This window comes from Nocardia sp. NPDC051756, assembly GCF_040681495.1.
GTDB lineage: Bacteria > Actinomycetota > Actinomycetes > Mycobacteriales > Mycobacteriaceae > Nocardia.
Window position 1 is genome coordinate 667,012 of record NZ_JBFAYV010000006.1, and the last position, 23,781, is coordinate 690,792.

Sequence of the window (23,781 nt, forward strand, 5' to 3'; positions counted from 1 at the left end):
CCTGCGGGCAGGGCCTACGGTGAAGGGGTGACCACGATCGATCTGCGCACCGAGATCAAGGAATTCCTGAGCTCGCGTCGCGCTCGAATCGCGCCCGAGCGGGCCGGACTACCCGCTTACGGCGGCAACCGCCGGGTCAAAGGGCTGCGTCGCGAAGAGGTAGCTCTACTTGCAGGAGTATCAGTCGACTACTACGTGCGGATGGAGCGCGGCAGCCTGACCGGCGCCTCCGACGGGGTGCTCGACGCGGTCGCCGCTGCCTTGCAACTCGACGAGGCCGAGCGCGATCACCTGTTCCATCTCGCGCGGCAGTCCAGGGCGCCCAGCGGTGCACGCCGCCGGCGACCCGCGGTGACGGTGCGTCCGGCGCTTCGGCAGGTGCTCGACGCCATCACCGATGCGCCGGCGTGGATCTGCAACAGCCGTTTCGACGTGCTGGCCATGAATCACCTCGCCCGCGCGCTGTATTCACCGGTGCTGGCCGACTCGCGACGGCCGGCGAACACCGCGCGGTTCGTGTATCTGGATCCCGAAGCGGCACAAACGTTCTTCGCCGACTATGACCGAATCACCTGCGATGTGGCCGCGAAACTACGCATGGAAGCCGGCCGCAATCCGCACGACGAGGAGCTGATCGCCCTGGTCGGTGAATTGTCGACACGCAGCGAACTATTTCGGCAGCGGTGGGCATCGCAGGACGTTCGGCTCCACCGGTCCGGACGCAAGCGTCTGCACCATCCGATAGTGGGCCAGCTCGACCTGGACGTCGAGTCGATGGAACTGCCTGCCGAACCCGGCCTGCTCCTGATCGTCTACACCGCGCCCGCCGGCACAGCGACCGCAGACGGGCTAGCCCTATTGGCGTCATGGGCGGCTAGCCAGGAGAGGCTAGCGACCGAAACTCAAGCACTCAGCTGATATTCGCGACCTGCTCAGTCCGCGACTGCGATCAGGCGTGGTCCGCAGAGTTTGCGGCGTCGATCTCGGCCATGTGGTCCTCCGCCCACGCGCGCAGTGCCGCGAGCGGATTCTCCAGGGACAGTCCGAGATCGGTGAGGCGATAGTGCACGCGCGGCGGAACGGTGGGTTCGACGCGGCGGGCGACCAGGCCGTCGTTGGTCAGGCTTCGCAGGGTGACCGACAGCATCTTCTGCGAGACGCCGGGCATCCTGCGCTGCAGTTCGGCGAAGCGCACCTCGTCGGGCGCGGCCTCGGCGAGCAGTTTCACCACCATGGACACCCATTTGGTACCCAGCCGATCGAGTAGCTGGCGGGTCGGGCAGCCCAGCGCGAACAGATCCCCGCGCTGGCCTGTGCTGGGTGAGGTAGTCACCTGGAGCTCACCACCTGTCTCGAAAGTGCCGTCTTGGCAGGTTACCCCAGGTTACCTACGGTCAGCTAGTAACCATCGGTAACCTAACTGCGGAGGATCGAATGTCGCACGAACTGCCAGATCTCAGTGTGCGGAAGGTGGCAACCAACGGCATCGAGGCGAACGTGGCGATCGCCGGCACCGGACCGGCGGTCCTGCTGCTGCACGGCTTTCCGCACACCTGGCAGCTGTGGCGCGAGGTGATGGGCCCGCTCGCGCAACGTCATCGGGTAATCGCGCCGGACCTGCGTGGCCTGGGCGCCAGCACGCGAGCCGCGGACGGATATGACGCGGACACGCTCGCCACCGACGCCGCAGGACTGCTCGACGCCTTGGGTGAGACCAGCGCCTCCGTCGTCGCGATCGATGCCGGTGCTCCTCCGGCGTTCCTCTTGGCGATGCGGCGGCCCGAGCGAGTCGACCGGCTGGTGCTCATGGAATCGCTATTGGGCACGCTGCCCGGTGCCGAAGCTTTTCTGGCCGGCGGGCCGCCCTGGTGGTTCGGCTTTCACTCGGTGCCGGGTCTGGCCGAAAAGGTCCTTGCCGGAAACGAATCCGATTACCTCGACTGGTTTCTGGCGACCGGCACCCGGGGTCGCGGCGTACCCGCGGAAGCCCGCGATGCTTTCGTCGCCGCCTACACGGGCGCTGATTCCTTGCGGTGTGCGTTCTCCTACTATCGGGCGATGCCCACCAGCGCCGGGCAGATCCGGCAGGCTGTCGATACCGCCCGGCTCACCGTGCCGACGATGGCCATCGGATCCCACCCGGTCGGCACCGCACTCGAAAGCCAGCTCCGGCCCATCGCCGACACCCTGACCGGGCATTTGATCGAGGACTGTGGGCACATCATCCCCCTCGACCGGCCGGCGATGCTGGTGCCGTTGCTCGCCGACTTTCTCGATTCCTGATCGCTGCCCAACCGACGGAAAGCAGAGTCGCCGAATGAAGACCGAACCTGAGATCCGTACGGCTGCCGGAGTTGTGCGAGGTAGATGGGAGGGTGCCGTCGCGGTCTTCCGCGGTATCCCCTACGCCGAGTCACCGGTCGGTGCGCGACGGTTTGCGGCGCCCGATGCGGTGCGGGCGTGGGCGGGCGTGCGTGATGCGCTGGAGTTCGGTCCGGCTGTTTCGCAGGCCGGTAGCCCGTGGTCCGGCGATGCCGGTAATTGCTTGACCCTCAACGTCTGGACACCTGACCTCGGTGCTGGTCTGCCGGTGATGGTGTGGATTCATGGCGGCAGATATCTGGAGGGCACTGCGAGTAATCCACACCAAGATGGTGCGCTGCTTGCCGGTTCCGGTGCGGTCGTGGTCAGCATGAACTACCGCGTCGGGGTCGAGGGCTTCGCGTACATCTCTGGCGCGCCGAACAATCGGGGCATCCTCGACCAGGTCGCCGCGTTGCGGTGGGTGCAGGAGAATGTTGCCGCGTTCGGTGGCGATGCGGGCAACGTCACTGTGTTCGGTCAATCCGCGGGCGGGGGTTGCATCGCGGCGTTACTCGCAATGCCGTTGGCGGCGGGTCTGTTTCGTCGTGCGATTGCGCAGAGTGTTCCCGGTACCTACTTTTCCGAAGGGCTCGCGGCCGCGATCTCGGCGACGATCGCCGCGGAACTCGGTGTGCGGGCGACGACCGGCGAGTTGGCCGGTATCCCTGCACGCGCACTGATCGAAGCAACGGGTGCGGTGCTCGAGCAGATGCCCGAGCACGTCGAATCGTGGGGACCGGTCGCGCTGACCCCGACACCGTTCTCGCCGATCGTCGATGATGTACTCCCTTACGCGCCGTGGCGCGCACTTACGGCCGGTGCCGGTCGGGAGGTCGATCTGCTCGTCGGGCACACTCGTGACGAATACCGACTGTTCAATCCCCTGTTCGGCACCGAGGTGAGCGATGAACAGCTGACCGTGGCACTTGATCGTTTCGCGCCGGCCCCGAACGGCAACGGCGGTTACCGGGCTCTCTACCCTGAGGCCAGTCCGGGTGAGCTGTACGAACTCGTCAACTGCGACTGGCTGTTTCGGATGCCGAGCCTGCATCTCGCCAACGCCCACCACGCCGGTGGCGGCCGACCTCGGACCTACGAACTGTGCTGGAGCTACAACCCCGATCAGGGGGCCTCGCACAGCCTCGACATGCTGCTCGTGTTCGGCACGCTCAGCCTCGATGACGTCCGAAACCATCCATCGGCTGACCCGAACGCCGCCGAAGAAGCCATCCGCGTCGGCCGCTACATGCGTACTGACTGGCTGAATTTCGCAACCACAGGCAACCCCGGCTGGCCGTCCTACGATCCGGACACCCGATCCACCCGCGTCTACACCGCCGAGCCGACCACCCAGCCTTACCCCGAGGAACGCTCACGCCAGATCTGGTCGACCCACCAGTTCGACACTCTCGATCTGCTTTAGATGCGCGACGGCACCGGTTCCGGTGCGCGCGGACCGACGTACCGCGCGGCCGGCCGGATCACCTTCGAGGTCTCGGCTTGCTCGAGCACGTTGGCCGTCCACCCGACGACTCGACTGGTGGCGAAGGTCGGCGTGAACATCGATCGTGAAATCCCGCAGAGTTCCATCACGACTCCGGCATAGAACTCGACATTGGCATACAGATCCCGCCCGGGCTTGAGTTCGGCGAGCAGTTCGGTGACTCGTCGTTCCACGGTCGTCGCGAACTCCACTAGATCACCACCGAGTTGAATACCGATGTCGCGCAACAGAACCGAGCGCGGGTCCGCCGTGCGATACACGGCGTGACCGAAACCCATGATTCGGTCGCCGTGGGTGATTTTGTCCCGCACCCAGCCGTCGATACGGTCGATACTGCCGATCTCGTCCAACCCGTCCAACGCACGATCCGGCGCACCACCGTGCAGCGGACCCGTGAACGCGCCGATCGCCGCGATTACCGCCGAGGCAACATCGGCACCGGTCGAAGCCACCACCCGCGCGGTGAAGGTGGACGCGTTGAACCCGTGATCGATCGTCGAGATCAAGTACTGCTCGATCGCCCGGACCGCCTGCGGCCGCGGCGATTCCCCGGTCAGCATGTACAGCCAGTTCGCGGCCGTCGACAGGTCCGCCCGCGGAACCACCGGCTCCAGACCACGATCGAGCCGATGCAACGCGGCCAGAATCGTCGGCGTCACCGCACAGATCAGCAGCGCGTCGGCCTTGCGCGCCGCGGGATCCTCATCCCACACCGGCCGCAGGTCCCGCACTCCGGCCAGCATCGACAGCGCGGTCCGCAATCCGACCATCGGCCGGAACGGATCCCCGCTCGCCATCGCCGGCAACACCGGAGGCAGCTCCGACGGCAGCATTCGAGCTCGCGCCACCTCGGCCGTGAACGCGCTCAACTCGGCCCGGTCGGGCAGATGCCCTTCGAACAGCAGAAACCACACCTCTTCGAACGTGCACGCCGTCGCCAACTCGATCGCCGAGTACTGGCGGTAGTGATAAAACCCCTCCTGCCCGCGCACATCACTCAGCCGGGTCTCGGCTGCCACCACATTGCGCAGTCCAGCGGGTACGTCGATCAGCTCGTCGAGTTCGACACCGTTGACAGTCATCGTTCAGACCTCCTTGACTGAACTGTGCGATCACTCTCAACTACAGTCAATATTGATCAAGTCAATATAAGACGGGAAAGGCAGGTCATGACCGACAAAGGTGACGCACGCCACCTGACCACCGCCGAGGTGGCGAGCCGACTCGAGATCAAACCCGAGACCGTCTACGCCTACGTCAGTCGCGGATTGCTCACCAAGATCCCGGCGTCGGGGCGGCGCGGCAGCCTGTTCCGGGAGGACGAGGTCGCGCGGCTGGCGCACGGTCGACGGCACGGCGGTGATCGCCGGGCAACGGTGGAAGACATCGTCAGCACGGTCTCGCGCATCGAGGACGACCAGCTGTATTACCGCGGCCGGAACGTCGCGGATCTGGTGACGGCACACCCCGTCGAATCGGTGGCCAACCTGCTGTGGACCGGCGAACTGGCCCCGCCGCCAGAAGAATTCACCGCTCCCACCGAGATCCTGGCCACCTGCCGCGCCGCGGTCGCAGCACTCCCTGACAGTGTGCGGCTGACCGACCGCATGCGCGTCGCGGTAACCGTCGCCGGCGCCAGCGATCAACTCCGCTTCGACCTGTCCCCGCAGGGTGTCCGGCGAACCGCCCGAATCCTGCTCGCCGTCGAGGTCGACTCCCTCGGCACAACCCACGATTCCGGAACCCTCGCCCACCGACTGGGCCCCAGCCTGTCCGAACACCCCATCCCCACCGACCTACTCGACTCGACCCTGACCCTGCTCGCCGACCACGGCCTCGCCATCTCCACCGTCGCCGCCCGAGTAGCCGCCAGCGCCCGAGTCCACCCCTACGGCATCATCTCCGCCGGCCTCGGCGCCCTCGACAGCCAATATCACGGCGCCGCAAGCACAGTCGCCTACCGTTTCCTCGCCGAAGCCATCCCCGACCCGCTCGCCGCCGCCTCCGACCGCCTACGCCTCGGCGGCGGCCTCCCCGGCTTCGGCCACCTCGTCTACCAAACCACCGACCCCCGAGCCGAGCTCCTCCTCACCGAACTCCGCACCATCCCCGCCGCCCAATCCGCCCTCACCGCCATCGACACCCTCACCACCCACCTAGGCGCCCCCCACACCGCCATCCCCAACATCGACCTCGCCCTAGCCGTCCTCATGCACGCCTACCACATGCGCCCCGACGCCGGCGAGGCAATCTTCGCCCTCGCCCGCACCATCGGCTGGACCGCCCACACCCTCGAGGAATACACCGAACCCCCACTACGCTTCCGCCCCACCCGAACCCCCACCCCCTGACCCCGAGTCCCTATCCGAAGTCGCCTGCGCGCTGCCCTGATCCAGTCGTTCATCCCATCCTCCGATCGAGCTGGGAATCGGTCGCGTACCTTCGACGGAATTCAATGTCCGGTGGCCGGAGCTGCCCCGGCGGCGGCACTCACCGCGCGCGGCCAGGGCGAAGCTATGGGCGTCGCCCGGGTCCTGGATGGTGAGCCGATCACGCGGATCTATTGCAGTGCCGCGGTGCGCGCTCGGTAGACAGTCGTCCGGCGAATCCTCCGACCGGCTATTCGACGTCGGCAGCAATTCCGGAGATTCGATATTGCGGTTTCAGCACCTACGGGTGCTGTGAGCGACCGACGCGCCGACGCGCGGGGGAACTGCCTATGCGGCGAATTGGGCTGGGGCAGATTGAGAATGGGGGTGGTCTAGGGATTGGGAGTGGATCGATGGACGAGCGCGCCGCTGTGGTCGCGATGCCGGAGTCGGTGCGGACCGAGTTGCGGCGTGGGGTGCGTAGCGTGCTGGTGGATGCGGCGGCGCTGCGGTTGGTGCGGGAGCGGTTCGATGATGATCAGGCGGGGTCGTTGCGCCGGTATCTCGAGGCTTCGCAGTCGGCGAATACGTTGCGTGCGTACCGGACCGATTGGATTGCGTGGTCGGCGTGGTGTGTGGCGGAGAGTCGGCAGGCGATGCCGGCTGATCCGCTCGATGTTGCCGTTTATCTGGCAGCGGCCGCTGATGCGCGCAGGGATACCGGGGAGTGGGCGTTCAGTGCGGCGACGCTCGAGCGGAAGTCGGCGGCGATCGCCGCGGTGCACGCGGCGAATGGGCTGCCTTCGCCAACTCGATCCGATGTTGTCCGGCTTACGTTGCGCGGTATCCGGCGCACTCGGCGTACGCAGCCGAAACGTAAACGGCCGGTGTTGCTTCACACTCTCGACCAGTTGCTGGCGGGGCTGCCCGAACCCGGTTGGCCGACCGAACCCGCTCGGCGTCGCGATGCGCTCGTGTTGTTGATCGGGTTCGCCGGGGCGCTGCGGCGTAGCGAACTTGCCGGGCTGCGGATCGCCGATGTGGATGTTCAGCTCGATCATGCGACAGGTGAGCCGGTGCTGCTGGTGCGGTTGCCGTCGACGAAGACCGACCCGACCGGTGTCGCCGAACAGCGGGTCGCGTTGCCGCGCGGTCAACGTCCACGCACGTGCCCTGTCTGCGCCTTCGCCGATTGGGTTCGGCTGCTCGAAATACACACTGCCGCAGGCACTTCGGGTCTGCGCGCGTGGTTGACCGAGGATGTCACCGACCCGGACATCCACCGGTGTCACGGGTTCACCGGAACGGCTCTCGCCGAGCAACCGGACCTACCCTTGTGCCCCACCATAAATCGTCACGGTACGGTCGGCGGCACTCCGATGTCCGGTCGCGCGGTCGCCGAACTCGTCAAACGCTATGCGGCTCGCGCCGGACTCGACCCGGATCTGTTCTCCGGTCACTCTCTGCGGGCGGGGTTCGCGACCCAAGCCGCGCTCGGTGGGGCGAGTGATCGCGAGATCATGCGTCAAGGTCGGTGGTCCAATCCGCGCACTGTGCACGGATACATTCGCACCGCGAATCCGTTGGAAGACAACGCTGTCACCAAGCTCGGGCTCTGACGGGCGTTTGGGATGAATACCTTTGAATGCAATACCGCTGCCTTTTGATGGGCATCTAATGCCGCGGGGGTGAGACATCTATCCCATTGTGCGAATCAGCGTTTCATGGCTGGCATCGACCCGACCGGCTCACTTTCGATGCCGTGACCTGGCGTGATATTCCGATGACTGGGCAACCTTGCCGATCGAGGCAGGCCCGTTCGGCTTCCTTGTTGTATAAGGCGGCATTTTATGTCTTATGCGGCCGCTCTATAGCTTCGAATTCATGAAATGGAGTCTTCTTTCGGCCGAATCGCTTTTGGCCGCATTGCGTACGGGTGAAGTGACCTCGATGGAACTGACCGAGGAGGCGATCGCTCGGATCGAGCGCGAGGACAAGGCGATCAACGCGATGTGTGTGCGGGACTTCGACAACGCGCGAGCCGCCGCACAAGCCGCGGACGAGGCGCGCGCCCGCGGCGAGGACCTGCCGCTGCTCGGGATTCCGGTGACGGTCAAGGAGTCCTACGACATGGCCGGTACGCCCACGACCTGGGGCATACCGGAGCACGCCAACTACGTGCCGGGCGAGGACGCGGTGCAGGTGTCGCGGTTGAAGGCGGCTGGCGCGGTGATTCTCGGCAAGACCAATGTGCCGTCGACGTTGCGAGATATCCAGAGCTTCAACGCGATCTACGGCACCACCAACAATCCGTGGGATCACGACCGTACCTCGGGTGGGTCCTCCGGCGGTTCGGCGGCGGCGCTGGCGTCCGGGTTCGGCGCGCTGTCGATCGGTTCCGATCTCGCCGGTTCGTTGCGCACGCCCGCGCATTTCTGCGGCATCTATGCGCACAAGCCGACGCTCGGGCTGGCGGCGACCCGCGGCATGGTCGCGCCGCCCGCGCCCGCCTTGCCGACCGACCTCGACTTGGCCGTCGTCGGTCCGATGGCCCGTACCGCGCGTGATCTCACGCTGTTGCTCGACGTGATGGCCGGGCCTGACCCGCTGACTCACGGCGTCGCGTACAACGTCACCCTCCCGCCCACGCGACACGAACGGCTGTCGGACTTTCGTGTGCTGATCATCGAGGATCATCCGCTCATTCCCACCTCGGCCGCGGTGCGGGCGGGCGTGAACCGGGTCGCCGAGGCGCTCGTCGACGAAGGTGTGCGCGTCGAACGGCACAGCCCGCTGCTGCCCGACCTCACCGAGGCCGCGAAGCTGTACATGCTGCTGATATTGTCGACCGCCGCGGCAAGCCTGCCCATCGAGGTGTACGAACAGGAGCGCATCCGGGCCGCCGCCCTGAGCGCGGACGACCAGAGCCTGGACGCGACCAGGCTGCGCGCCATCGGGCTCAGTCACCGCGACTGGGTCGAGGCGAACAACCGTCGCGAACTCCACCGCCACGGCTGGCGCCGGCTCTTCGCCGAGTTCGATGCCGTGGTCTGCCCCATCACGCCCACACCCGCCTTTCCACACAACCACGACGGAGAGCTGCAAGACCGGCACATCGACATCGACAGCGTCGAGTATCCGTACTTCGACCAGCTCGTCTGGGCCGGTGTGGCGACCATGCCCGGCCTGCCCGCCACCGCCATCCCCGCGGGCCGGTCGCCCGAAGGTCTGCCGGTGGGCGTGCAGCTGATCGGTCCGATGTTCGAGGACCGTACTCCGCTGCGGCTGGCGGAACTGCTCGAGGAAAAGATCGGCGGGTTCGAGATGCCGGAGTAGGTCGCCGGCAACGCACGGACCCGAATAGAGCACGCCCGCAATAGCTTCACCGGTCGGCGGATGGGACGGCTCCTGGGTAGTCGACCCATCCGCCGCGGTCTTTTATGTCCTGTACCGGAACAAGATTCGCCCGCGGGTCAGGTCGTAGGGGCTGATTTCGACGAGCACCCGATCCTGCGGCAAGATCTTGATGTAGTTCTTCCGGATCTTGCCGCTGATATGCGCGAGCACGGTGTGCCCGTTCGGCAGCTCCACGGTGAAGGTGGCGTTGCGCAGGCACTCCACGACGGTGCCCTCGACTTCGATTCCCTTGCTGTGTTTCCCGGCAGTGGTCATCGCAGCACCAGCTCGAGGTTGCCGCCTGTTCGGCGTGCGCCGCCGAGACTGTCGAACAGTGTGCGTGCGGCGGTGGCGGTCTCGTCCACGAAGGCCGAGGCCGTGTCGACCGCCCGCCATCGCGTCGGGTCGACCCGGGTGATCTCTACCGTGGGTTCGCTCGTGGTTGCGGAGAAATGTTGTGAATTCATGGTTGTCGCCTTTTCGGAATTGCCCAGTGGTGTGGGCGCTCCCGGCGACAGCTACTTCGTTCGCCCAACCATGACGGCGAGCGAGAGGGCCCATGTCGAAACAGTGTTCACGGGTCTCACCTCCTCGGCTGATGTCACGGTCTCGGAAAGGGTAGCAACGCGAACGTTTTCCGGGCCACCCCTTTTCGCCGCCGGACCCCCTCCGCCGGTTCACCGGGCCTTGGTGATTCGGCTGACCCCGTTGTCGAACTCGACCACGATCCGCGCGATGTCGCCGGGGTCTTCGGGATCGAACCACACGACGACTTCGTCATCGATGTCGATCGGATTGCCGGGTACCTGGAAAGCGCTCGGTGTCAGCCATCGGCGAGTGCCGGCGTCATCGGTGAATTCCACGGTCAGCCGCGCCATCTTCGGATTGGGTGTCGCCGGAAACTCTTGCAGCCCAGTGGAAGTCACCACACCGAGGGTGCGTACCGACCGGGCACGCAATGCTCCGGCCGCACCCCGCTGCCGCCACCGGTGCAGATAGCCGACCGCCGCGAGTCCAACCAGAAACACTGCGAACACCAGCAATCCACTGCCGATCAGCCGCGCTATCCCGGTATCGCCGGACAAGTACGGCACCACACCCGCAACTCCAGAGCCCGCGGCCAAGTACTCCACCGGCCCGACCCACGTCCGCGCGACCCCCGCGACAACTGTCTTCGTCCGCCACGCCGACACCACGATCAGCCCGATCATCGCAACCCACAACGACGGAATCAACGCGAACAACCACAACGGTTGACTCCCCACCCGCGGCGCCGACGCGGACAGCAAAGCGCCCGCGACAACCCCACACGCCAGGAAAACCGCCTGCTTGACCCCCGACGGACCAGCCCGCCGGATACGCCTCTCGACGCCAGAACGCGGCGGCACCGTACTCATCCGCCGAGACTACCGACCAACCCCGACGAATACCGCACGCACGCAACGGCCGCCGCGTTACCAGCGACCGTTGCGTCAACCGGCGTCAGGTGAACAGTTCGTCCGCCGTCTCCACCAGCACCGCGCGGCGGATCCAGGTATCGAGCTGGTCGATATCACTGCAACTGGTGATGCGTTCACGAATGTCGTCGCTGACGGGGATGCCTCGAGCGTCGAGTACCGTTATGACCGAGTGCGCAGCCTCGGTCGTCCGTCCCTCGGCCCACCCTTCGGCCCGTCCTTCCGCCACGTACTTCCGAGCGAAGTCGCTTTGGTACTCGTATCCCGTCGTCATCAGCTCCTCCAGGTGATGTTTCGCGGACTCGGACAGAGTCGCGAGCACGATGTCATAGTACATTTTCGAACGCTCATCGTCGGTCTTCTCCAAGGCTGCGATCAGGGCGGATAGGACTTCGTCAGCTTGTGGACCGTCGGCGTGGGCGATGGCCGACAGCACGGCGCGTTCGGGCCATGCCATCGCTTCGGCGTTGTCGGTTACGGCGGGCATCAGCTCCGGGCCGAGGACCAGTGGGCACAGGACCATTGCGGGGTGCCCGAGTTCGATCGGCCGCCTTGCCCATTCCGCTACATCGGACTTCGGCGTCACCACGAGCAGATATGTCGGGCATCTCAGCCGCGCCCGGAGGGTGGCCAGGTACACCGGCCAGCTCCACTTGCGCGTCTCGTCTCGGGCCAGCTGCACCTCGACCACGATCCCGGCGAGGTTGTTTCCGTCCTCATCGGCCATCGAGAAGGCGACATCGCCCCGAAACTCCTTCGGGCCCATGTCGGTGAAATCGCATGCCTCGGTGCGGGTTTGCGTGTAGTCGGGCATGAGTAGCCCGAACACCTCCCGTAGAAAACTCGCTGCCATGTCGGGCCGACAGCGGAACAGTTCGACTAGACCCTCATGGATGTATTTAGGGGGCATGGTGAGGGAGATTACATTGCGGCACTGACACTTTCGGACGGATATCCGCAATCAATTGCGAAGCAATTCCGCCTCACATTTGACGAAAGTGACTGTGCGAGAAAATGACTGGTCATTTTGGAACCTGGCGGATCTTCGCACACGTTTTGTGCGATGCAATTCGGCCGGAAGAGCGAGATGCGTCGACGACCGCCGCAGTGCAGTTCTGCCACGCCCGGCTCTCACCCCTTCCATTTCCCGGACAAACAGATAGCTACAGATATGCTGATCTTGTGCATTCAGTGCCGGCGCCGATGCTGGCCGTCTCCGGGCGGCCGCCGGTAGACACCGGTCTGTGGGCGGTCGAGATGAAGTGGGACGGTATCCGTGCCATCGGGCGGGTGCGGGACGGGGAATGCCGGTTCTTCAGCCGGAGCAATCGCGATTTGAGCGGGTCCTTCCCTGAGTTGACCACTGTCTTCGCTGATGTACTCGGTGGCAGGGATGTGCTGATCGACGGGGAGATCGTGGCTCCGGAACCAGGTACCGGCGTTCCCTCGTTTCGTAGACTCCAGCGTCGGATGCACGTCGTCAAACCCAGCGCAGAACTGATCCGGGAAGTATCGGTGCAGTATCTGGTCTTCGATTTGCTCGATGACAGCGGGGAATCGCTCCTGGGCCTTCCGTACACCGAACGACGCGCCCGACTAGACGAACTGACAATCGATCTTCCGCTCGCCCGCACGCCGCCGTATTACGCGAATGTCGACGCCACCACCATGCTCGACGTCGCCCGCGATCACGGCCTGGAGGGCATCGTCTCGAAACGCCTCGACTCCACCTATCAACCCGGCCGTCGCTCCCCCGCCTGGATCAAAACTCCGCTGCGCCGAACCACCGAGATCGTGGTCGCGGGCTGGCTCCCCGGCAACGGCCGCTACACAGGCAGTTTCGGTTCCATCGTGATGGGCGCTTACGACGAGGCAGGCCACCTGGTGCATATCGGCAATGTCGGCACCGGCTGGACCATGCGCGACCGCAACACCCTCCAGGCCCGCCTAGACGAAATCGCTAGCCCCGAAAGCCCTTTCGACATCCCTGCCCCGCGAGCTGTCACGACAATCGCCCGCTGGGTCGAACCGATCCTCGTCGCCGATATCGAATTCCGCGAGGCCAGCGCCGACGGATTACGCCACCCGAGTTGGCGCGGCCTGCGCCCCGACAAGTCGCCGCACGAAGCGAAAGTGCCCTCGGCCGAATAGCGAATTCGGCTCCGCCGCAAAGACTTCAGGATTCTCGCCCGCCCAGGTGCCGCGCGAGGAACCGTTCGATGGTGTGGAACAGCTCGATCTGGTTTTCCGGGTTCACGAACCCGTGCCCCTCGTCGTCCTTGATCAGGTATTCGACCTCGACCCCGCGCCCGCGGAGTGCTTCGACGAGATTGTCGGATTCGGCGCGGACCACTCGGACGTCGTTGGCGCCTTGCACGACCAGCAGTGGGGTGCGGATCTGGTCGACGCGGCTGATCGGTGAGCGGGCGAGCATGTCGGCTTCCTGTTGTGGGTCGTCGGGGTCGCCGACGAAGAGGTGCCAGTTGTTGGCGGTGTGAGGTTTGGAGAACGACGGGATGGTGCGCAGGAAGTTGGCGAGGTTGGAGATGCCGACGTAGTCGATAGCGGCCGCGAACACGTCAGGGGTGAAGGTGACGCCGACGAGGGCGGCATAACCGCCGTAGGAGCCGCCGGAGATCGCGACGCGGTGCGGATCGGCGTAACCGTGGTCGACGGCCCAGCCGACGGCGTCGATGAGGTCGTCGTGCATCTTGCCGGCGAATTCGCCGATCGCGGCTTTGGTGTGGGCTTTGCCGTAGCCGGTCGAGCCGCGGAAGTTGACCTGCAATACGGCGTATCCGCGATTGGCGAGTAGCTGGATGGCGGGGTCGAAGCCCCAGTTGTCGCGATGCCACGGGCCGCCGTGCACCATCAGCACCATCGGCAGGCCGAGGGGATCGATGCCGACGGGAAGGGTCAGGTAGGCGAGCAGGGGCAGTCCGTCGCGGGCAGGGATCGTTACGGGGGTCATCGGTGCCATCGAGGCGGGGTTCAGATGCGGGTAGGGCCGGAACAGTTGGCGGCTCTCGCCCGTGGAGTGGTCGTAGAGGTACGCGACATCGGGGTCACGATCGTGGGTGAAAGTGACGACCCAGCGTTGCCCGGTGTCATCGGAGGACAACGCGGCCACATCTCCGTCGGAGAGCTTCCCGAGGTTTTCCAGCACGGCGGCGAACTGCGGATCGAGTGCGTGGATCACCTGCCGTTCGCCGAGGTAGCGGGCGCCGATCAACGCCCCGGTTCGCCGGTCGAGGATCAGCGGCGGCGGAAGCACCGGAGCGACCGCACCGCGCGGGTCCAGATCGAACGTCGGGTGGCTGTCGACCTCGGTTTCGACGCCGGTACTCAGATCGAGCCGGACCAGCCGGGTTCGATCGGTGCCACGGTTGGAACCGACCCACGCTCCGGTCCCGTCCGGGGTGGGTTGGACCGGCCAAACACCCATCGGATAGTCGGCGCCGTCGAACAACGCGACGGGATGCAAGGTCCCGCCATCCCATCGCGAGAACTCGATATCACCGGTGGCGGTCAGTCCGCGGGCGAACACATCGCCGTCGGGACTGCACATCCACGCGGCGATGTGCCCGGGATTATCGGCGAGCACCGTGAGGTCGCCGGTGGCGATGTCGAGTTCGCAGAGGTCGAACAGTTCGATCTGCCGATTGTTCAGGTGCAGCAGCGCCTTACCCGGCCGTGCGGGTGGCAGTTCGAACTGGATGACCGTCGCGGTGGGGAACGGCGTCAGATCGAGCGCCGGCGCGTCCGGGTCGTCGAGGTCGACGCGGTAGAGGTGCCATTGCTCGTCGCCGTCGTTGTCCTGGGTGTAGAGCAGCCAGCGCGGATCGTCGGTCCAGCGGAAGTGGTAGACGTTGCGGTTCTCGTCCGCGGTCACGCAGCGCGCCTCGCCGGAGTCGAGGTCTTGGACCCACACGTTCAGCCGGTCCTTGCGCGGCGCGAGGTAGGCGACCTTGGTGCCGTCGGGCGAGATTTCCGGCGACGCGTTCAAGGGTGCAGCGAAAAAATCCTCTACCGAGACGAATTCCGGCAACGCCATGTCGATCCTCCTGGTTGATGGTGTCGGAACCCAGGACATCGTTCGCCGTCACGGCATAGTCAAACGCGGCTCCGCATGATCCACCTCACAGGCTTCGGTGAAGTCGAATCGCGGTGTCCGGCAGGCCGAGACAGGCGGGAAACCGGTGTTCGCGCACTACGACGCAGCAAGATCGGGTGCCTTCGCGGGGAGGTTGCCCGTCGAGTGCGGGCAAAAAGAAGGGAAAGGAAGTCGATTTCCTTTCCGTACTCAATATATATCGCACCCCGGGGCTTGCGGCAAGGCCCCGGTCGAGGCGCATACTCGCTGGCCGAGGCCAGAACCGGTGGGAATGGGAGTCACGAATTGGGTGTGTTGTCGTCGACGTGTGGGTCGCACGGCGAGGTGGGGCCGGCGTCTCACCGGTTGGGGCAATCGTTTCGCCGAGGACCGGTGCTCGGATGACCGACACGACAACGTCGAGCCAACCAAAAAGGAAGGGGCACATGCCAACTCAGGGGTACGACGAGGAACTACAGTCCGAGCGCGACTACGTGGCCGGGCTCTACACCCGCCTCGACGCCGAACGTGCGCAAGCGAAAGGCCGATACAGCGAGGCCTTGCGCGGCCATGACGTGTCCGCGATGGAGCGCGAGGACCAGGTCCGCGCGCTGAGCAAAGCGGTGCAGCGACTCGACGTGGCCGACAACGGCCTGTGCTTCGGCCGCTTGGACACCCTGTCGGGCGAGCGCTCCTACATCGGCCGGATCGGTCTCTACGACGAGGCGAACGAGTTCGAACCGCTGCTGCTGGACTGGCGGGCCCCGGCGGCGCGCGCGTTCTACGTCGCCACCGCGGCGACACCGGAGAACATGCGCCGGCGTCGCCAGTTCCACACTCGCGGACGTCAGGTAGTCGATTTCACCGACGAGGTGCTCGGCCGGCCCGACGACGGCGAACGCGGCGACGCGGCGCTGCTCGCGGCGGTCAACGCACCGCGCGGTGAGGGGATGCGCGACATCGTCGCGACCATCCAGGCCGAGCAGGACGAGATCATCCGCCTCGACCATCCGGGCGTGCTGGTGATCGAGGGCGGTCCCGGCACCGGCAAGACCGTGGTGGCCCTGCACCGCGTCGCCTACCTGCTCTACACCCAGCGCGAGCGGATGGAACGCCAAGGTGTGCTCGTCGTCGGACCGAACCCGGCGTTCCTGAACCACATCGCGCACGTGCTGCCGTCCCTGGGCGAGACCAACGTGGTGTTCACGACCGCGGGCGAGCTGGTGCCCGGACTGCGTACCACCGCCGAGGACACCCCGGAAGCGGCCCGGCTCAAGGGTTCGCTGAAGATCCTCGACGTGCTCGCCGCCGCGGTGGCCGATCGTCAGCGTCTGCCCGCGGAGCCGGTGACGATCGAACTGACCGACACCACAGTCCGCATCGACGCCGCGACCGCGGAGTGGGCCCGGGAGGAGGCCCGCGGGAGCGGACGCCCGCACAACGAGGCCCGCGACGTGTTCCGCGAGATCATCACCTACGTGCTCACCGAACGCGCGATCGCCCGGATCGGCAAGGACTGGCTGACCCGCGACGACCGCGAAGCCTGGGAGGAACTGCGCGAAGACCTGGTCGAAGAACTCGCCGACCACGCCGCCTTCACCGCGGCCCTGGACGAGCTGTGGCCGATCCTGACGCCGGAACAGCTTCTGGCACAGCTGTATTCGTCCCCGGAACGGCTGCGCGCGGCGGGCGCGGACGCGGCGTTGTCGCGCGCGAACGCCGACGCCTGGACGGTATCGGACGTCCCGTTGCTCGACGAACTGATCGACCTGCTGGGCCGCGACAAGCCGGCCGATCAGACCGCCGAACGGGAACGCAAAGCCGAGGCCGAATACGCCGCGGGCGTGCTGGACGTGATGGTCGGCCGCGAGGACATGATGGACGACGAGGACCATCTGTTCGCCCAGGACCTGCTCTACGCCGAGGACCTGGCCGATCGCTTCCTCGAACGCGACACCCGCGACCTCGCCGAACGTGCCGCGGCGGACCGGGATTGGACCTACCGGCACGTGGTGGTCGACGAGGCCCAGGAACTGTCCGAGATGGACTGGCGGGTGCTGATGCGGCGCTGCCCGGGCAAATCGTTCACGGTGGTCGGCGATCTGGCGCAACGCCGGTCGGTGGCCGGTGCGACGTCGTGGGACGCGATGATGGCGCCGTACGTGCCCGGCCGGTGGGTCTACCGCGCGCTGACCGTGAACTACCGCACCCCGGCCGAGATCATGACCGTCGCCGCGGCGGTCCTCGCCGAGTTCGCGCCCGACGTCAAGCCGCCGGAGTCGGTGCGGGCGTGTGGCGTGCAGCCGTGGTCGAGACAGGTCTCGGCGGACGGATTCGGTTCTGCCATAGAAGAATTCGTTCGGGACGAAGAGGATCGCGAAGGAACCAGCGTGGTGATCGGGCCGCCGGGCGTGCCGGGCACGGTGACGGCATCGGAGACCAAGGGGTTGGAGTTCGACTCCGTCCTGGTCGTGGAACCGGGGCGGATCCTGGCCGACGGCCCTCGCGGTGCGGCGGAACTGTATGTCGCGCTCACGCGCGCCACTCAGCGCCTCGGCGTGCTGCACGAGGGACCGTTGCCGCAGGCGCTGACCGGGCTCACCGAGACCGGCACACCCGTCGAGGCGGGAAATCCCCGGTAGGCGTTGGGCCGCTTCGGTCAGTGGCAGGCGTCGGACACGCCTTCGAGCCAGTCGCGGATCGCGGCGCGCTGAGCGGGTGTGAAGGACGCTTCCAATTCGGCTTCACGGCGAGCTACGGCGACGCGCGCCTCGGCGAGCCGGGTGCGGCCGGCCTCGGTGACGGCGATCTGATGGGTGCGGCCGTCGGTGGGGTGCGGGTGGCGTTCGATGAGGCCCTCGTGTTCGAGCCCGTTGAGCATCTCGTTGGCGGCCTGGCGGGAGCTGGCGACCTCGCGGGCGATGTCGGCGACCGACATTCCGGGATGGCCCGCGGTCATCATCAGGGTGGCGTATTGCGAGGTGGACAGGCCGAAAGCCTTGAGCTCCTCGCCGATTGCCGACCGCATGTGCAGCCAGACCTTGCGGACCATGAAGGTCAGCGAACCGACCTCGTCCCGGTAGGAACCCAACGAAAAGACCTCCTCGGTATTGACAGGTTCCTGACGATTATGCAGAGTTAATCGTCAGGTTCTTGCCAATCTTAGCGAAGGTTTCCATGATCGTGTCTCCTACGTTGCCCAGGTCCAGGCAGCGGTTGATCCTCGCCGTACTCGTGTTGTCCTCGTTCCTGATCTGGATGGACAACACCATCCTCGGCCTGGCCTTCCAGACCCTCGCCGACCCGGTTCGCGGACTCGGCGCCACCCCGGCCCAGTTGCAATGGGCAACCGGTTCTTACACCTTGGTCTTCGCCGCGCTGATGTTCACCGCGGGCGCGCTCGGTGATCGGTTCGGTCACCGGACCGTGCTCGCCACCGGCATGGCGACGTTCGCGGCCGCGTCGATATGGGCCGCGTATGTCGGCGACGCGGACCAGCTGATCGCCGCCCGGGCGGTGATGGGTGTGGGCAGCGCGCTGATCATGCCCGCCACGATGGCGATCCTGACCTGGACGTTCACCGGGCCCGCGCGGGCGACCGCGATCGGCATCTCTTCGGCCTCCGCGGGTGTCGGGATCGCGGCGGGGCCGTTGCTCGCCGGTGTGTTGCTCGATCATTTCTGGTGGGGTTCGGTCTTTCTCATCAATGTCCCGGCTGTGCTGATCGGCCTGGTCGGGATCGTGACGCTGATCCCAGGGTTCCGTAGTCCTACCCCGCGGCCACTCGATCCGGCCGGGTTGTTGCTGTCGATCAGCGGGCTGGCGGCGTTGGCGTACGGGCTGATTCGGGCGGGGCAGGTGGCTTCCTGGACTCCGGTGGATGTGTGGGTGCCGATCGTGGTCGGGGTTGTTCTGTTGGGTGCGTTCGTGGTTGTCGAATTGCGGCTGCGGGAGCCCAGTTTCGATCCTCGGCTGCTCGCGGAGCGTACGTTCGGGGGCGGGAATGTGGCGATCGGGCTGCTGCTTTTCGCGATGACCGCGGCTGGTTTCTACAGCGCCTTCTATCTGCAAGGTGCGCGGGGCTTCTCGCCGCTGGAAGCGGGATTCGCCAGTTCGCCGGCCGCGCTGGGTGCGATTGTCGGTGGGCCGCTGGGTATTCGGTTGGTTCGTCGCTGGTCGCTGCGGCCGGTGACCGCGACGGCGTTGACCGTGGCGGCCTTGGCGATGGGCTGCTCGGCGGTCTTCGGGCTGCATACGTCGTTGGTCTGGATCGAGATCGTGTTGCTGGTGCAGGGTCTGTCGATCGGCATCGTGATGGGCAGTGTGACCGCGGCGTTGCTGAGCACGCTGCCGTTGGCGCGGGCCGGTGCGGGGTCGGCGGTCACCAATACCGTGCGGCAGACCGGCAGTGTGCTCGGGATCGCGGTGGGCGGCACGATCATGTCGATCGTGTACCGGCGTGGGATCGAGGGTTCGGTGCCTGATCTGCCGGGTGAGGTGCAGGATCGGGTGCGGGTGTCGGCGGAACAGGCCAGGCATGTGGCGTCGGCGATCGGTCGGCAGGATCTGGTGCGAGCCGCTGATGATGCGTTCATTCATGCGATGCATGTCGGTGCGGTGTGGACGATGTTCATCGCGCTCGCTGGGGCAGCGGTGTTGGTGATCGCGTTGCGGCCGAAGCGGGCGCCGATCGACACCACGGCCGAGCAGGTGGACGTGCTCGAATCCGCTGCTCTATGAACGACTTCGCGGGCTGCCGCGTTCGAGCCAGCCGCCCAGTGACTGGCCGCGCTCGGTGGACGAGCTGGAACGTCTTCAGCTCGTCCACTTCCGGACAATCAGGTTGCCTACTTGCTGACGTCGGTGCCGAAGTACTTCTCGGAGATCTTTGCCAGCGTGCCATCGGCGCTCAGTGTCAGCAATGCCTTGTCGACGTCGGCCATCAGCGCATCACCCTTGCGGGCCGCGAACGCTTGCAGGCTGGCCGCGCCGGTCTTGCCGGCGATCCGGACGCTGGTATCACCGGTTTTCTTGGTGTACTCGGCGACGGCGAGGTTGTCGTTGACGGTGGCGTCGACGCGGCCGATCTTCAGCAGCTGGATGGCCTGCACGAAGCCTTCGACCGCTTCGATTTTCGCGCCGGCGTTGGTGGCGACCTTGGCCCAGGTGGTGGTCGCGGATTCCGCGCAGATCTTGCCGTTGAGGTCGGCGAGGGTGGCGATGGCGTTGTTGTCCGTGCGGGTGACGATCACGCCCTCGGAGTAGGTGTACGGCTGCGACAGCGCGTACTTGACCTTGCGTTCGTCGTTGACCGTCACTTGGTTGGCGATGAGGTCGAAGCGTTTGGATTCGAGTCCGGCGAAGATCGCGTCCCACGGGATCTGCACGAACTCGACCTTCTTGCCGAGCTTTTCGGCGACCGCCTGGACCACCTCGATGTCGTAGCCGGTGAGCTTGCCGTCGGGGCCCTGGTAGCTGAAGGGGGCGTAGACGCCTTCGGTGCCGATCTTCAACACGTTCGGATCGGTGCTGCCGCAGGCGCTGAGCCCGGTGGCGGCGAGGACGGTGAGCATGACGGCGGCAAACAGCTTGCGGCGCACGGGAGTCCCTCTCTTCGGTGCGCCGACCGCAATGCCGTCCGCACACCACACAAACCGACTCGGGTATCTCCGAGGCGATCTGCTCGACAGTATCCGCATCGGGGTGCGCCGAGTGCCGGTACGCGGATAACTCAGTGACCGGCGGCCTCTGCGGTCCGCACGAGTTCGGCGATGTGGTCGGCGAAGGTCGGCCACAGTTCGCGTGGCAGGTGGTGGCCCATTCCGTCGAAGATCATCAGTTTCGCGTCGGGGATGGCTTCTGCGGTGGCGTGGCCGCCGCTGACGTCGCACATGCGATCGTTCGCGCCGTGCAGGACCAAGGTCGGTACGTGTAGTGCCTTCAGTTGCGCTGTGCGGTCGCCGGAGGCGAGGACTGCGATGAAGTGGCGCATCATCGCCTCGTGGTCGCGGCCGCGGTCGTAGACGCGGGCGGCGGTGTCGGCGACGGCGGCTTCGTCGAACTCGAATCCGGGCGACCAGATTGCCCGTGAAGCGCGGATCTGCCAGTCGATATAACTCTGCCGATCGTGCGGTTGTGGACCCAGCGGCCCGATGGCGGCGAAATCGGCGTCGCCCACACCGCGTGCACCGGTTCGGGAGCTGATGGAGGTCAGGGATCGGACCCGGTCCGGATACTGGATCGCCATGGTTTGCGCGATCATTCCGCCCATCGACAGGCCGACCAGGTGCGCGCTGTCGATACCCAGTGTGTCGAGCAGTCCGACAGTGTCTGCCGCCATGTCCGACAGGTTGTAGGACGCGGTAGTGAGGTCGCCGGCCATTGCGGCGGGCATATCGACGACCGGCGCGTCGGACATGTGTGTGGAGTGGCCGGTGTCGCGGCTGTCGAAGCGCACGACATGCAGTCCGCGTTCGACCAGTTCGGTGCAGAATCCGTCCGGCCAATTGATCATCTGCGCGCCGCCGCCCATGATCAGCAGCACCGGCGGCGATGTGGTGACGCCGAAGCGTTCGTACTCCAACCGTCTGCGCCTGACCCGGTCATCCGCAGTACCGCCCGGCCGTGCGCAGCGTGAAAATCGCGGCGGTCGGCAGTTATCCGGTGACTGGGATGGGCTCGGGTCTGCGAGTATGCGGCACTGACGGGGCCTTGCCGCAAGCCCACCTGTGCGATATAAGTTGAGGTGGGAAGAGTTTCCGGCCGCCAAATCGCTGCCGTTCGGCATGGCCTGCTTGTTTGCATCAACCGCAAACGTGAGCGTCGCATAAGTCATTCGATGGGAAATTCTCCGCAAACTGCGACGTAGAAGCCATTGGCTCACGGCGAAAGGTCGTCCCACGCAACGGCTGACTATCTGGCTGCATCAAATGCCGACACGCATCCAATGCAACGCCACTCCATTACGCCGGCAACGACACTTATTGCGCCGCAGTAAAGCCGACTACGCCGAAGCTGATCCAGCGAGCACGCGCGCATCCCCAAGACTGTCGGCAAGCGCGACAAGCATCGCCGAACATCCAGCATCGACAGTAAGCGACGCCAACTCGTCCCCGCGGGTATCTCCCCGATTGACGATCACCACCGGCCGCCCCCGTTTCGCCGCATGCCGCACGAACCGCAGTCCCGACATCACCGTCAACGACGACCCCGCAACCAGCAACGCATCCGCCTCATCGACCAGCTCGAACGCCGCCGCGACCCGATCCTTCGGCACGTTCTCCCCGAAATACACGATGTCCGGCTTGAGCATTCCCCCACACTCGGCGCAATCGACCATCCGGAAACTGTCGGTGTCCGCGACAACCGCATCGGCATCGGGCGCGACCTCCACCCCGTTCGTCGTCGCCCCCTCGGCAAACCCCGGATTCTCCGCTTCGAGCAACTCCGCCAATGCCATCCGCGAAATCAACGCCTCACAGGCCAGACACCGCACCCGCGCATACGTGCCGTGCAGATCGATCACCCGGCGATGCCCGGCCTTCGTATGCAGCAGATCCACATTCTGCGTGATCAACCCGCTGACCACACCCATGCGCTCCAACCGGGCCAGCGCCCGATGCCCCGGATTCGGCCGCGACGCGTCCATCCGCCGCCACCCGATGTGGTTGCGCGCCCAATACCGCTGCCGGAACACCGCGTCCCCGACGAACTGCTGATAGGTCATCGGATTACGCGGCGGCGAGGACGGCCCGCGATAGTCCGGAATCCCGCTGTCGGTCGACACCCCGGCACCGGTCAGCACCACCACCCGCCGACCGGCCAGCAGATCGACCGCGCGCTGCAAGTCCGGTTCCGAGATCTCCGACATCATTTCAGCGTACGACGCCGCCGATCAGACGCGCCGCATCACCGAGACGACCTTGCCCAGCACCGCGGCCTTGTCCCCGTCGATGACCTCGTAGGCGGGGTTGCGCGGCTCGAGATACACGTGACCGGTGCGCTGCCGATACACCTTCACCGTCGCCTCGCCGTCGATCATCGCGGCCACGATCTCCCCCGAGTGCGCCTCGTTCTGCTGGCGCACCACCACGATGTCGCCGTCGCAGATCGCCGCGTCGATCATCGAATCCCCGCGCACCCGCAGACCGAACACCGTGCCGCGCCCGACCAGCTGACGCGACATCGTCACCATGTCGTCGGTGTGCTCCTCGGCCAGGATCGGGGTGCCGGCTGCGATGTCGCCGACCACCGGCACCGCCACCGAGTCCTCGTTGGTTTCGCGCGGCGCGGTCCCTTGCAGGAACATCCGCACATCGATCGGCCGCGACATGGTCTCGCTGCGCCGCAGGAACCCCTTCTCCTCGAGGCTGTTCAGATGCTTGGACACCGACGACGAAGACCGCAACCCCACCGCGTCCCCGATCTGCCGGGAGTTCGGCGCGTAGCCCTGCCGCACCACCCAGTCGCGGATGGTGGCGAGGATGCGTTGCTGGCGCTCCGGCAGGCGGGAGGTGTCGAGATGCTCGAGGTCGTCGTAGGTCACCGAGGCATCGTAGAGGTCGGCGCCGATCACACGGTCGCACAGGTCATTACGGA

General features: G+C 66.0%; 21 protein-coding genes. 9 read left to right on the forward strand and 12 right to left on the reverse strand.

The features are described 5' to 3' along the window. Window positions 1-27 precede the first annotated feature (27 nt). Window positions 28-918 (forward strand): helix-turn-helix transcriptional regulator, encoded by an 891-nt coding sequence (locus tag AB0M22_RS29205; protein ID WP_364733491.1) that lies wholly within the window; start codon window positions 28-30, stop codon window positions 916-918. A 31-nt stretch (window positions 919-949) separates the two neighbouring features. Here the strand turns inward: AB0M22_RS29205 and AB0M22_RS29210 are convergent, their stop codons facing one another. Continuing rightward, window positions 950-1,333 carry a helix-turn-helix domain-containing protein gene (locus AB0M22_RS29210; protein WP_364733494.1) on the reverse strand — a complete coding sequence of 128 codons (384 nt, stop codon included), beginning with the start codon at window positions 1,331-1,333 and terminating at the stop codon, window positions 950-952. A 101-nt stretch (window positions 1,334-1,434) separates the two neighbouring features. Between AB0M22_RS29210 and AB0M22_RS29215 the strand changes: the two genes are divergently transcribed. Then, window positions 1,435-2,283: an alpha/beta hydrolase gene (locus AB0M22_RS29215; RefSeq protein WP_364733497.1), complete on the forward strand. Its 849-nt coding sequence runs from the start codon at window positions 1,435-1,437 to the stop codon at window positions 2,281-2,283. A gap of 34 nt (window positions 2,284-2,317) precedes the next feature. Further along, entirely contained in the window at window positions 2,318-3,787 is a 1,470-nt protein-coding gene (locus tag AB0M22_RS29220) for a carboxylesterase family protein (protein WP_364733499.1), read from the forward strand. Here the strand turns inward: AB0M22_RS29220 and AB0M22_RS29225 are convergent. Further along, the gene (locus AB0M22_RS29225; protein ID WP_364733502.1) at window positions 3,784-4,950 is read right to left on the reverse strand and encodes a citrate synthase; all 1,167 of its coding nucleotides are present in this window, start codon (window positions 4,948-4,950) and stop codon (window positions 3,784-3,786) included. The genes AB0M22_RS29220 and AB0M22_RS29225 overlap by 4 nt on opposite strands. A gap of 87 nt (window positions 4,951-5,037) precedes the next feature. On the opposite strand from AB0M22_RS29225, the gene AB0M22_RS29230 reads away from it, so the two are divergent. The 3 genes from AB0M22_RS29230 to AB0M22_RS29240 all read left to right on the forward strand — a co-directional run bounded on the left by AB0M22_RS29230 (window position 5,038) and on the right by AB0M22_RS29240 (window position 9,573). Next, the gene (locus AB0M22_RS29230) at window positions 5,038-6,219 is read left to right on the forward strand and encodes a citrate synthase (RefSeq protein ID WP_364733504.1); all 1,182 of its coding nucleotides are present in this window, start codon (window positions 5,038-5,040) and stop codon (window positions 6,217-6,219) included. A gap of 431 nt (window positions 6,220-6,650) precedes the next feature. After that, window positions 6,651-7,856: a site-specific integrase gene (locus AB0M22_RS29235; protein ID WP_364733506.1), complete on the forward strand. Its 1,206-nt coding sequence runs from the start codon at window positions 6,651-6,653 to the stop codon at window positions 7,854-7,856. 265 nt (window positions 7,857-8,121) lie between these two features. Then, the gene (locus tag AB0M22_RS29240) at window positions 8,122-9,573 is read left to right on the forward strand and encodes an amidase (RefSeq protein ID WP_364733508.1); all 1,452 of its coding nucleotides are present in this window, start codon (window positions 8,122-8,124) and stop codon (window positions 9,571-9,573) included. Window positions 9,574-9,675: 102 nt separating this feature from the next. On the opposite strand, the gene infA is transcribed toward AB0M22_RS29240, so the two are convergent. The 4 genes from infA to AB0M22_RS29260 all read right to left on the reverse strand — a co-directional run bounded on the left by infA (window position 9,676) and on the right by AB0M22_RS29260 (window position 12,051). After that, window positions 9,676-9,909 carry a translation initiation factor IF-1 gene (gene infA / locus AB0M22_RS29245; RefSeq protein ID WP_150401517.1) on the reverse strand — a complete coding sequence of 78 codons (234 nt, stop codon included), beginning with the start codon at window positions 9,907-9,909 and terminating at the stop codon, window positions 9,676-9,678. Then, complete coding sequence (locus AB0M22_RS29250) at window positions 9,906-10,100, reverse strand: hypothetical protein (protein ID WP_364733512.1); 195 nt, start codon at window positions 10,098-10,100, stop codon at window positions 9,906-9,908. Before AB0M22_RS29250 ends, infA begins: the two co-directional genes overlap by 4 nt. A gap of 210 nt (window positions 10,101-10,310) precedes the next feature. Then, a complete protein-coding gene (locus AB0M22_RS29255) occupies window positions 10,311-11,030 on the reverse strand; it encodes a hypothetical protein (protein WP_364733515.1) in 720 nt (239 codons plus the stop codon). Between the two features lie 85 nt (window positions 11,031-11,115). Further along, complete coding sequence (locus tag AB0M22_RS29260; RefSeq protein ID WP_364733518.1) at window positions 11,116-12,051, reverse strand: hypothetical protein; 936 nt, start codon at window positions 12,049-12,051, stop codon at window positions 11,116-11,118. 242 nt (window positions 12,052-12,293) lie between these two features. Here AB0M22_RS29260 and ligD point away from each other — a divergent pair, with 242 nt between their 5' ends. Next, window positions 12,294-13,241, forward strand: a complete 948-nt coding sequence (gene ligD, locus AB0M22_RS29265) for a non-homologous end-joining DNA ligase (protein ID WP_364734042.1) — start codon at window positions 12,294-12,296, stop codon at window positions 13,239-13,241. 25 nt (window positions 13,242-13,266) lie between these two features. Here the strand turns inward: ligD and AB0M22_RS29270 are convergent, their stop codons facing one another. Continuing rightward, entirely contained in the window at window positions 13,267-15,144 is a 1,878-nt protein-coding gene (locus tag AB0M22_RS29270) for a S9 family peptidase (RefSeq protein ID WP_364733520.1), read from the reverse strand. 485 nt (window positions 15,145-15,629) lie between these two features. On the opposite strand from AB0M22_RS29270, the gene helR reads away from it, so the two are divergent. Beyond that, complete coding sequence (helR, locus tag AB0M22_RS29275; protein WP_364733523.1) at window positions 15,630-17,825, forward strand: RNA polymerase recycling motor ATPase HelR; 2,196 nt, start codon at window positions 15,630-15,632, stop codon at window positions 17,823-17,825. A gap of 17 nt (window positions 17,826-17,842) precedes the next feature. Here the strand turns inward: helR and AB0M22_RS29280 are convergent, their stop codons facing one another. Next, complete coding sequence (locus tag AB0M22_RS29280; RefSeq protein WP_364733525.1) at window positions 17,843-18,274, reverse strand: MarR family transcriptional regulator; 432 nt, start codon at window positions 18,272-18,274, stop codon at window positions 17,843-17,845. Window positions 18,275-18,360: 86 nt separating this feature from the next. On the opposite strand from AB0M22_RS29280, the gene AB0M22_RS29285 reads away from it, so the two are divergent. Continuing rightward, complete coding sequence (locus AB0M22_RS29285) at window positions 18,361-19,923, forward strand: MFS transporter (RefSeq protein WP_364733527.1); 1,563 nt, start codon at window positions 18,361-18,363, stop codon at window positions 19,921-19,923. A gap of 107 nt (window positions 19,924-20,030) precedes the next feature. On the opposite strand, the gene AB0M22_RS29290 is transcribed toward AB0M22_RS29285, so the two are convergent. The 4 genes from AB0M22_RS29290 to lexA form a co-directional block, all read right to left on the reverse strand. Next, window positions 20,031-20,783 (reverse strand): transporter substrate-binding domain-containing protein, encoded by a 753-nt coding sequence (locus tag AB0M22_RS29290; RefSeq protein ID WP_364733530.1) that lies wholly within the window; start codon window positions 20,781-20,783, stop codon window positions 20,031-20,033. A 131-nt stretch (window positions 20,784-20,914) separates the two neighbouring features. Then, window positions 20,915-21,766: an alpha/beta hydrolase gene (locus AB0M22_RS29295; RefSeq protein WP_364733532.1), complete on the reverse strand. Its 852-nt coding sequence runs from the start codon at window positions 21,764-21,766 to the stop codon at window positions 20,915-20,917. 420 nt (window positions 21,767-22,186) lie between these two features. Next, window positions 22,187-23,053 carry an NAD-dependent protein deacetylase gene (locus AB0M22_RS29300; RefSeq protein ID WP_364733534.1) on the reverse strand — a complete coding sequence of 289 codons (867 nt, stop codon included), beginning with the start codon at window positions 23,051-23,053 and terminating at the stop codon, window positions 22,187-22,189. Window positions 23,054-23,077: 24 nt separating this feature from the next. Continuing rightward, a complete protein-coding gene (lexA, locus tag AB0M22_RS29305; protein ID WP_364733536.1) occupies window positions 23,078-23,728 on the reverse strand; it encodes a transcriptional repressor LexA in 651 nt (216 codons plus the stop codon). Window positions 23,729-23,781 lie beyond the last annotated feature (53 nt).

Bases quoted from the DNA above. Each gene is read 5' to 3' on its own strand.
- AB0M22_RS29215 (WP_364733497.1), top strand. From the start codon at position 1,435: ATGTCGCACGAACTGCCAGATCTCAGTGTGCGGAAGGTGGCAACCAAC.
- AB0M22_RS29220 (WP_364733499.1), top strand. From the start codon at position 2,318: ATGAAGACCGAACCTGAGATCCGTACGGCTGCCGGAGTTGTGCGAGGT.
- AB0M22_RS29225 (WP_364733502.1), bottom strand. From the start codon at position 4,950: ATGACTGTCAACGGTGTCGAACTCGACGAGCTGATCGACGTACCCGCT.
- AB0M22_RS29230 (WP_364733504.1), top strand. From the start codon at position 5,038: ATGACCGACAAAGGTGACGCACGCCACCTGACCACCGCCGAGGTGGCG.
- AB0M22_RS29235 (WP_364733506.1), top strand. From the start codon at position 6,651: ATGGACGAGCGCGCCGCTGTGGTCGCGATGCCGGAGTCGGTGCGGACC.
- AB0M22_RS29240 (WP_364733508.1), top strand. From the start codon at position 8,122: ATGAAATGGAGTCTTCTTTCGGCCGAATCGCTTTTGGCCGCATTGCGT.
- infA (WP_150401517.1), bottom strand. From the start codon at position 9,909: ATGACCACTGCCGGGAAACACAGCAAGGGAATCGAAGTCGAGGGCACC.
- AB0M22_RS29250 (WP_364733512.1), bottom strand. From the start codon at position 10,100: ATGAATTCACAACATTTCTCCGCAACCACGAGCGAACCCACGGTAGAG.
- AB0M22_RS29255 (WP_364733515.1), bottom strand. From the start codon at position 11,030: ATGAGTACGGTGCCGCCGCGTTCTGGCGTCGAGAGGCGTATCCGGCGG.
- ligD (WP_364734042.1), top strand. From the start codon at position 12,294: ATGCTGGCCGTCTCCGGGCGGCCGCCGGTAGACACCGGTCTGTGGGCG.
- AB0M22_RS29270 (WP_364733520.1), bottom strand. From the start codon at position 15,144: ATGGCGTTGCCGGAATTCGTCTCGGTAGAGGATTTTTTCGCTGCACCC.
- helR (WP_364733523.1), top strand. From the start codon at position 15,630: ATGCCAACTCAGGGGTACGACGAGGAACTACAGTCCGAGCGCGACTAC.
- AB0M22_RS29285 (WP_364733527.1), top strand. From the start codon at position 18,361: ATGATCGTGTCTCCTACGTTGCCCAGGTCCAGGCAGCGGTTGATCCTC.
- AB0M22_RS29300 (WP_364733534.1), bottom strand. From the start codon at position 23,053: ATGTCGGAGATCTCGGAACCGGACTTGCAGCGCGCGGTCGATCTGCTG.